This window comes from Sinomonas notoginsengisoli (genome assembly GCF_021554725.1).
Lineage (GTDB): Bacteria > Actinomycetota > Actinomycetes > Actinomycetales > Micrococcaceae > Sinomonas > Sinomonas notoginsengisoli.
This window is the reverse complement of record NZ_JAIZDP010000013.1, coordinates 57,293-65,051: the sequence shown is the minus strand read 5'-3', so window position 1 is coordinate 65,051 and position 7,759 is coordinate 57,293. Positions and strand designations below refer to the sequence as shown.

7 protein-coding genes are annotated in these 7,759 nt (G+C 70.1%); 3 read left to right on the top strand and 4 right to left on the bottom strand.

What is annotated here, in order from left to right:
• Positions 1–65: 65 nt before the first annotated feature.
• Positions 66–539, top strand: coding sequence for an NUDIX hydrolase (locus LF262_RS15510; protein ID WP_235781304.1), 474 nt, complete (start codon positions 66–68; stop codon positions 537–539).
• Positions 540–575: 36 nt separating this feature from the next.
• On the opposite strand, the gene LF262_RS15505 is transcribed toward LF262_RS15510, so the two are convergent.
• Positions 576–1,088, bottom strand: coding sequence for a prepilin peptidase (locus LF262_RS15505; protein ID WP_235781303.1), 513 nt, complete (start codon positions 1,086–1,088; stop codon positions 576–578).
• 58 nt (positions 1,089–1,146) lie between these two features.
• Between LF262_RS15505 and LF262_RS15500 the strand changes: the two genes are divergently transcribed.
• Positions 1,147–1,821 carry a GNAT family N-acetyltransferase gene (locus LF262_RS15500; protein ID WP_235781302.1) on the top strand — a complete coding sequence of 225 codons (675 nt, stop codon included), beginning with the start codon at positions 1,147–1,149 and terminating at the stop codon, positions 1,819–1,821.
• Here the strand turns inward: LF262_RS15500 and phoH2 are convergent.
• Both phoH2 and LF262_RS15490 read right to left on the bottom strand, forming a co-directional pair.
• Positions 1,818–3,281 carry an RNA 5'-3' helicase PhoH2 gene (gene phoH2 / locus LF262_RS15495; protein ID WP_235781301.1) on the bottom strand — a complete coding sequence of 488 codons (1,464 nt, stop codon included), beginning with the start codon at positions 3,279–3,281 and terminating at the stop codon, positions 1,818–1,820. The genes LF262_RS15500 and phoH2 overlap by 4 nt on opposite strands.
• A gap of 207 nt (positions 3,282–3,488) precedes the next feature.
• Positions 3,489–4,250 carry an isoprenyl transferase gene (locus LF262_RS15490; RefSeq protein ID WP_235781300.1) on the bottom strand — a complete coding sequence of 254 codons (762 nt, stop codon included), beginning with the start codon at positions 4,248–4,250 and terminating at the stop codon, positions 3,489–3,491.
• Positions 4,251–4,387: 137 nt separating this feature from the next.
• Here LF262_RS15490 and trhA point away from each other — a divergent pair, with 137 nt between their 5' ends.
• Positions 4,388–5,062 carry a PAQR family membrane homeostasis protein TrhA gene (trhA, locus tag LF262_RS15485; RefSeq protein WP_235781299.1) on the top strand — a complete coding sequence of 225 codons (675 nt, stop codon included), beginning with the start codon at positions 4,388–4,390 and terminating at the stop codon, positions 5,060–5,062.
• A gap of 12 nt (positions 5,063–5,074) precedes the next feature.
• On the opposite strand, the gene LF262_RS15480 is transcribed toward trhA, so the two are convergent.
• Positions 5,075–7,234, bottom strand: coding sequence for a thioredoxin domain-containing protein (locus tag LF262_RS15480; RefSeq protein ID WP_235781298.1), 2,160 nt, complete (start codon positions 7,232–7,234; stop codon positions 5,075–5,077).
• Between the last annotated feature and the right edge of the window lie 525 nt (positions 7,235–7,759).

Sequence of the window (7,759 nt, the reverse complement as noted above, 5' to 3'; positions counted from 1 at the left end):
CTCCCGTATGAGGCGCGCGGGCGCCGTCGTGCATCACCGCCTCAAGCACCGCCTAGGCTGGTTCCATGCCCACGCCTGACTTCATTCTGGCCCTGCGCAAAAAAATCGGGGTCCACCCCCTCTGGCTCCCCGGGGTCAAGGCGGTAGTGCGGGACGACGCCGGGCGCCTCCTCCTCGTGCGGCGTGCCGACAATGGACGGTGGACCGTACCGGCTGGCATCCTCGAGCCTGGCGAGGAGCCCGCTGCGACGGCTGTCCGGGAGGTGCTGGAGGAGACGGGGGTCTACGTCACGGTGACGCATCTGGCTGGGGTCGGGACCACGGCGCCGGTGGTCTACCCCAACGGCGACCATGCCCAGTACCTCGACGTGGTGATGGCGTGCCACTACGTCTCCGGCGAGGCGCGCGTGGCGGACGACGAGAATCTCGAGGTGGCCTGGTTCGTCCCGGACGCGCTGCCGGACCTGGCGCCCCTGCACCGCCGGGCAATCGAGTGGGCCGGCGATCCTGGCCGGAGGGCGCATTTCGTCGGGAAGTGACCCCTCAACACAGGGAAGTGACCCCTCAACGCCTGCTCAGGCAGGGAGGACGAGCGCGAGGGCGGCCCCCGCGAGCATGAACGGGCCGAACGGGATCGCAGACTTCGCGCTCCCCCGCCGGGTCAGGATGAGGCCGAGCCCGAACAGGCCTCCGAGCAGGAACGCGGCCGCCGTCCCCCAGAACAGATGCGTCCAGCTGAGGAAGCCGAGATACAGCCCGAGCACCCCGGCGAGCTTCACGTCCCCGAACCCCATCCCGGCGGGGTACGCAAGTCGCAGCACGAAGTAGACGAGCCACAGCACCGCTCCGCCGCCGAGCACGCGCAGCCCAGCCCCCAGGTCGAATCCCCCAGCGGCTACGACAGCCGCGACCGTCAGCGGAATGGCCAGCCAGTAGCTCGGCAGCACGATCCGGTTCGGCAGGAGATGGCTGCGGACATCGATTACGGCCAGCCGCGCGGCCATCCACACGTAGTAGCACAGGCAGGCGACAACCAGCCAGAACGCGAGGGCGCTGTCCTGCCAGAGCTCGGGGAGGCGGTGGGTCACGTTGGAACCCTATCGGACGTGCAGGGGCGGAGCATTCGGTATGCGCTAGCGTGACCGGATGGACCCCCTCGAAGAGCTCTGGCCCGTCTTCGGCCTACGGCTGCTCACCCCGAATCTCGTGCTGCGACCGCTCCGCGACGAGGACATTCCCCGGTACGTCGAGGCCGCGGCGTCCGGGATCCACAGCCATGCGCCTGGGCGCACTCCGTTCGGGGCGCCGTGGGACGAGTCCCCGGCACTCCCCGCGAACACCGCCCGCTGGATCTGGGAGTGCCGGCTCCGCAGCAGTCCCGAGGACTGGATCGTCATGTTCGGGATCTTCACGCACGACGGCGCGTTCCTCGGTTCCCAGGATGTCGTCGCCAAGGACTTCCCCGGCCTCAGGACGATCCGCACGGGGTCGTGGCTGCGACGCGATGCCCAAGGCCGTGGGCTCGGCACCGAGATGCGCGCCGCCGTCCTGATGTGGGCCTTCGACCTGCTCGGCGCCCAGGTGGCGACCACGAGCGCGTGGGACTGGAATGCGCCCTCGCTCGCCGTGAGCCGGAAGCTGGGGTACGAGCCAAACGGCGAGGGGAGGCATTCGCCGCGGCCCGGCGTCGTCGAACGTGAGCTCCGCTTACGCCTGCCGAGGGAGGCCCTCCGCCGCCCCACGTGGGATCTCGAGGTCCGGGGGCAGGAGGCAGCGGCGGCCTTCCTCGGCATCGCACCCCCGGCGTGCGGCAACGGCTAGATTTCGGCGCCCTCGAGGAGCTCCGTGACCAAGGCAGCGATGGGAGAGCGCTCGGACCGGGTGAGCGTCACGTGCCCGAACAGGGGGTGGCCCTTGAGGGTCTCGACCACTGCGGCGACGCCGTCGTGACGGCCTACCCGGAGGTTGTCCCGCTGGGCAACGTCATGGGTGAGGATGATCTTCGAGTTCTGCCCCATGCGGCTCATCACTGTCAGGAGGACATTCTTCTCGAGGGACTGCGCCTCGTCCACGATCACAAATGAGTCGTGCAGTGAGCGCCCGCGGATATGCGTGAGCGGAAGCACCTCGAGGAGCCCTGCGTCGACGATGTGGTCGAGGGTCTCACGGCTCACGAGCGCGCCGAGCGTGTCGAAGACGGCCTGGCCCCACGGGTTCATCTTCTCCGCCTCACTGCCGGGGAGGTAGCCGAGCTCCTGGCCTCCGACCGCGAACAGAGGCCGGAAGACCACCACCTTCTTGTGCTCGCGGCGTTCCATGACGGCTTCGAGGCCGGCGCACAGCGCAAGCGCGGACTTGCCGGTGCCAGCCTTGCCTCCGAGGGAGACGATGCCCACGCCCGGGTCCATGAGCAGGTCGATGGCGAGGCGCTGCTCGGCGGAACGGCCATGCAGGCCGAACACCTCGCGGTCACCCTTCACGAGCCGCACCTGCTTGTCCGAGCCCACACGGCCCAGCGCCGAGCCCCGGGTGGAGAGGACCACGAGGCCGGTGTTGACCGGCATCTCGGCCGCCTCGGGGATGAAGACGGCCTCGTGGCCGTAGAGGGCACCGACCTGCTCGTCGTCGGCATCGACCTCCGCGACGCCGGTCCAGCCCGAGTCGACGATCTGCTCGTTGCGGTACTCGTCCGCGTCGAGGCCCATCGCCGAGGCCTTGACTCGCAGGGGAAGGTCCTTCGACACCAGGACAACCGAACGTCCCTCATTGGCCATGTTCTGGGCCACAGCGAGGATCCGCGCGTCATTGTCGCCGCTCCGGAAGCCCGCGGGGAGCACCTCCGCGGAGATGTGGTTGAGCTCCACCGTCAAGGTGCCCCCTTCCGCGCCGCCGTCAGTCTCGAGCGGCACAGGGCGGCTGAGGCCGCCGTGCTGGATGCGGAGGTCGTCGAGCAGGCGCAGGGCCTTGCGGGCAAAGTAGCCCAATTCGGGGTCGTGGCGCTTGCCCTCGAGCTCGGTGATCACCACGATCGGGACCACGACCTCATGCTCGGCAAAGCGCAGGAGGGCCCGCGGATCCGACAACAGCACAGACGTGTCCAGGACATAGGTCCTGCGCTGGCCCTCTGCGGCACTCAAGGCCGCTGCGGACTCCTCGGGCAGTACTCCAGTGGTCGTCACGTCGACTCCAGCCCCCGGGTTCCCCCGGCGTTCTCCAGTTCCGTCCGGCTCGGCCGCGAGGCCGGGACCGGCCTCCTGGAGCTGCTGCAGCGCAACGTCCATACTCGGCCTCCCCGCATCGGGGGCGGATGTCCCCGATGCGGCCAATGTACGCCGGGTCATATGGCGTGCGGGTTACATCCCGGGGAGTGTCCGGTAAATCACATCTGTGTCATTCGGGCGGCGCCGGAAAGTGCTGTGAACATGCGGCCGCACGCGGTTGGGGAGGCACTCAGGCGAGCGCTCGACGTCGTGCGGGCGAGCCGTGTGTCAGGCGCCGAAGCGGCGCTGCCGCCCGGCGTAGTCCCGCAGCGCACGCAGGAAGTCCACCTTCCTGAAAGCCGGCCACAGCGCCTCGCAAAAGTAGAACTCCGAGTACACGCTCTGCCACATGAGGAAGCCGGAGAGCCGCTGCTCGCCTGAGGTGCGGATCACGAGGTCCGGATCGGGCTGTCCTGCCGTGTAGAGGAAACGCGAAATGTCCTCGACGTCCAGCCGTTCGGCGAGAGCGGCGATGTCCTCGCCGCGCGCCAACGCGTCGCGCAGGAGCTCGCGCACGGCATCGACAATCTCACGTCTGCCGCCGTAGCCCACCGCGACGTTCACATGGAGCGGTTCAGAGGGGCTTGGCTTGTCGGTGAGGCGAGCGAGCCGCTCAGCGAGGTGGTCCGGGAGGATCTCGGGGGCGCCCATCGCGTGCACGGACACGGCTGGGTCAGAGTCGAGCCGGTCAAGGGTGTCCGCGATGATCTCGGTGAGTTCGGCGAGCTCGTCGCTCGAGCGGTTCAGGTTGTCGGTGGAGAGCATGTACAGGGTCACAACCCGTACTCCAAGCTCTCGGCACCATCCGAGGAATTCGTGGATCTTGTCCGCGCCCGCCCGGTGGCCCTGGCTCGTGGGGGCATTGAACTGGCGGGCCCAGCGGCGGTTGCCGTCTACCATGACGCCGATGTGCTTCGGAATGCTTCCAGGGCTCAGCGAACGCTGGAGGCTGCGCTCGTAGAAGCCATAGAGGAAACCGGGCAGTTCCATACCCCTCCCGCCCGTCGATTCCATGCCCGTACGGCTCCCTGCCCTACCGGCGCACGCTGCTGCCCCTCTAGGGTAGCGCAGACCGGCTGCGCTGTTACTGGTGGGTAACTTACCGGGGCGCAGGCTAGAATCCTGTCATGCAGCACACTGCAGCCGCCCGGGCGGAGCTCCTGTCGATCAAGCCCACCTGGCGCGGGTGGATCCACGCCGTCGCCGCGCCCCTGGCCCTCGCCGCAGGGATCGTGCTGGTCGCCCTTGCCCCCGGTGCGGACCGGAAGATCGCCTCTGCGGTCTATGCGCTCACGGGGCTCGCGATGTTCTCCGTGAGTGCCGTCTACCATCGCGGAAACTGGACTCCCCGGGTCAAGGCCGTACTCAAGCGGCTCGACCACACGAACATCATGCTTGTGATCGCCGGCACCTACACCCCTCTGGCATGGGTGCTGCTTCCGCGTCCCACGGCAGTGCTCCTCCTCACCCTCATCTGGACGGGCGCACTGGCAGGCGTGGCCTTCCGTGTCCTGTGGCTCACCGCGCCACGCTGGCTCTACGTGCCCATCTACGTGGCCCTAGGATGCGCCGCCCTGCTGTTCCTCCCCGAATTCTTCGCGACCAGCATGCCGGCCGCGGTCCTGATCTGCACCGGGGGGGCCCTCTACATCTCCGGTGCGGTGTTCTACGGCATCCGCCGTCCCAACTTCTCCTACCAGCACTTCGGGTTCCACGAGTTCTTCCACGCGTTCACAGTGGCTGCGTTCGCGGTCCACTTCGTCGCGATCATGGTCGCGGTGCTGGGGGCGCCCGCGGCCTGACCGCGGGGCAACCTACCCCGCGGAGGCGAGCTGCCCCCGCAGGGCCTCAGGCGTTCCGACGGGCAGCTGGCAGGCGAAGTCCCGGCACACATAGGCGAGCGGGCCGCCGTCGGGCGCGGTCGGGCGGTCCACGGTCAGCGGGACGACGGCCGCCTCCCGGCCCTCCCCGGTGTTCGCACCGCCTGCGCTGGTGGCCCCCCTGAGGGCAACGACGAGCCCAGGATTCGGCGCCAGCAGCGCCACCCGATGCAGGCTGAAGGTCTCCTCGGCGCGCGCGCCGTCCAGGGGCCCGACCACGGCGACCTCGAGGGGGCCGGCGAGGGATCCCTCGGCCACGGCCAAGAGCCAACCCGCGGCGCGAGGTCCTTGGGCCACGAGCTGCTCCAGCCGGCCTAGGATCGTGTCCGCTAGGGCGCGGTCCTCGGCCGAGCCGCTGTACGCCGCGTGGGTGAGCAGTGTCCCTGCCAGGAGGGACGTGCCGCTGGGCTGCTCGGCGTCATACGGATCGAGGCTGCGGGACCCGGCGAGGGCCGCGCGGACACCGCCGCCCGCATGGGAGTCTGCGGCGGAATCGGAGAGCAGGCCATCGGCGACGAAGCGCCCGCGCACCACGGCCAGTAGCTCTTCAGCCCACTCGTACCACTGCGCCTCCCCGGTCACGGCATACAGCGCGAACGCGCCCTCGGCGCAGCCCGCGTAGTCTGCCAGGAGCCCCTCGATCCCCGACGCGCCACCAGCGTGAGAAACCCGTGCGAGGGAGGTGCCATCCCAGTGGATATCCTTCAGCAGCGACGCAGCCGCGCGCGCCGGCCCGAGGAGTTCGGGACGCCCCAGCGCCGAGGCGGCGTCTGCGAGGGCAGCCACCGCGAGGCCATTCCAACCGGCCACTGCCTTGTCGTCACGAGCGGGCCGCATCCTCTGCCCCCGCGCAGTGAGCAGGGCGGGCCGATGACGGTCGAGCAGCGCCCGCTCCTCGGGGCCGAGGGCACGCCCGCCGTGCAGCGGTCGAGCGGAGGAGGCGTGCTCTCCCACTCCGAGGCCGAACACCGCCGCCAGCCGCGCGGCGTCGTCCGCGGGGGATTCCCCGCCGCCGTCCTGCAGCGCGGCGGTGAGCTCCGACCCCGTCCACACGTAGTACCCGCCCTCGACGTGCCTGCCATCGCGCTCCGAATCCGCGTCGAGGGAGGAGGCGAAGCCGCCCTCCGGAAGGCCCAGCTCACGGACCATCCAGTCGGCGGTAAGGGACGCGGCAGCGCGTGCCTCGTCCGCGGGGAAGCCGTCAGAGCCCCCGAGCGGCGCCCAGTGCGCGAGCCCTCGAAGCAGCTGGGCGTTGTCATAGAGCATCTTCTCGTAGTGCGGCACCGACCAGTCCGCCGTGACGGAGTACCTCGCGAACCCTCCCCCCAGCGTGTCGAACACCGCCGAGCGGCACATCGCGGCCAGCGTCCGGCCCGCGAGGCCCCTCGCCGTCTCCGCCGTCTCCGCGGTCCCTGCCGCATGCCGGATGAGGAACTCGAGCAGGGGCGACGGCGGGAACTTCGGCGCCCCGCCGAAGCCCCCGTGAACCCGGTCTTCCGTCTCGGCCAGACGCACGACGGCGCCGCTCACCAGCGCGGCCAGCCCGGCGGCGTCGTGCTCTGCTGAGCTGTCGAGGCGCAGCAGCTGGTCCGAGAACAGTCCCCCGAGCGCCTCGGCAAGCGCACCGGCTTGGCCCTCGACCGCGGCGCGGCGGTCGCGCCAGGCCTCGGAGACGGCCTGGAGCACCTGCCGGAAACTCGGCTGGCCGGGCCGTGGCGCCGGCGGGAAGTACGTTCCCGCGTAGAACGCGCGGCCGTCGGGCAGGGCGAAGATGCTCAACGGCCATCCGCCCTGCCCCGTCATCGCCTGACAGGCCGCCATGTAGGCCCCGTCGACGTCGGGGCGCTCCTCACGGTCCACTTTGACGGAGACGAAGCGCTCGTTGAGGTCCTGGGCGGTGGCTGGGTCCTCGAACGACTCGTGGGCCATGACGTGGCACCAGTGGCACGCCGCGTAGCCGATCGAGATGAAGACCGGCACCTCGCGGCGAGCCGCCTCGGCGAAGGCGTCGTCACCGAAGGGCTGCCAGTGGACGGGATTGTCGGCGTGCTGGCGGAGGTACGCCGAGGCCTGCCCGGCGAGGCGGTTCGTCATGTCCCGAGTCTGCCCGGTCTCCGGCATCATGGGTACCCGGAACAGGCGACACTGCCGGGGTGTGCCCTAGACTCATCTCCCGATGGCCTCTCCTCCCAGCCCCAGTGCACAGCGCCGCCGGCGGTCCCGATGGAAGCAGACCCGTCCCATCTTCGTGGACGCCTCGGGCAGGAAGCTTCGTCGCACCCGCCTTATGGGCGCCTTGGCGCTGGCCCTCGTCACCGGATATGTGGCCATCCTCGGGATCGCCCTCTTCGGTGGAGACCCCCATGCCGCCGCACCTTTTCTGCCGCCCGCGGCCATGCCCGCACCTGCGCCAACCCGCTCGGCTGCCCCACCTGCCCTAGGTGGGCCCAATGACCCGGGCACGATCGGGACGCGCGAGACAGCGGCTCCCGTTTCCGTGGCCTCCCCGGTTCCCGGCGGACCCGTCCCTGAACGCGCAGTTCCCCCTGTCAATCCGCCAGTGTCTTCCCCACCGGTGGCCGCGACTGCCCCGGCGCCCCTTCCAGCGGCGGCGCAGCA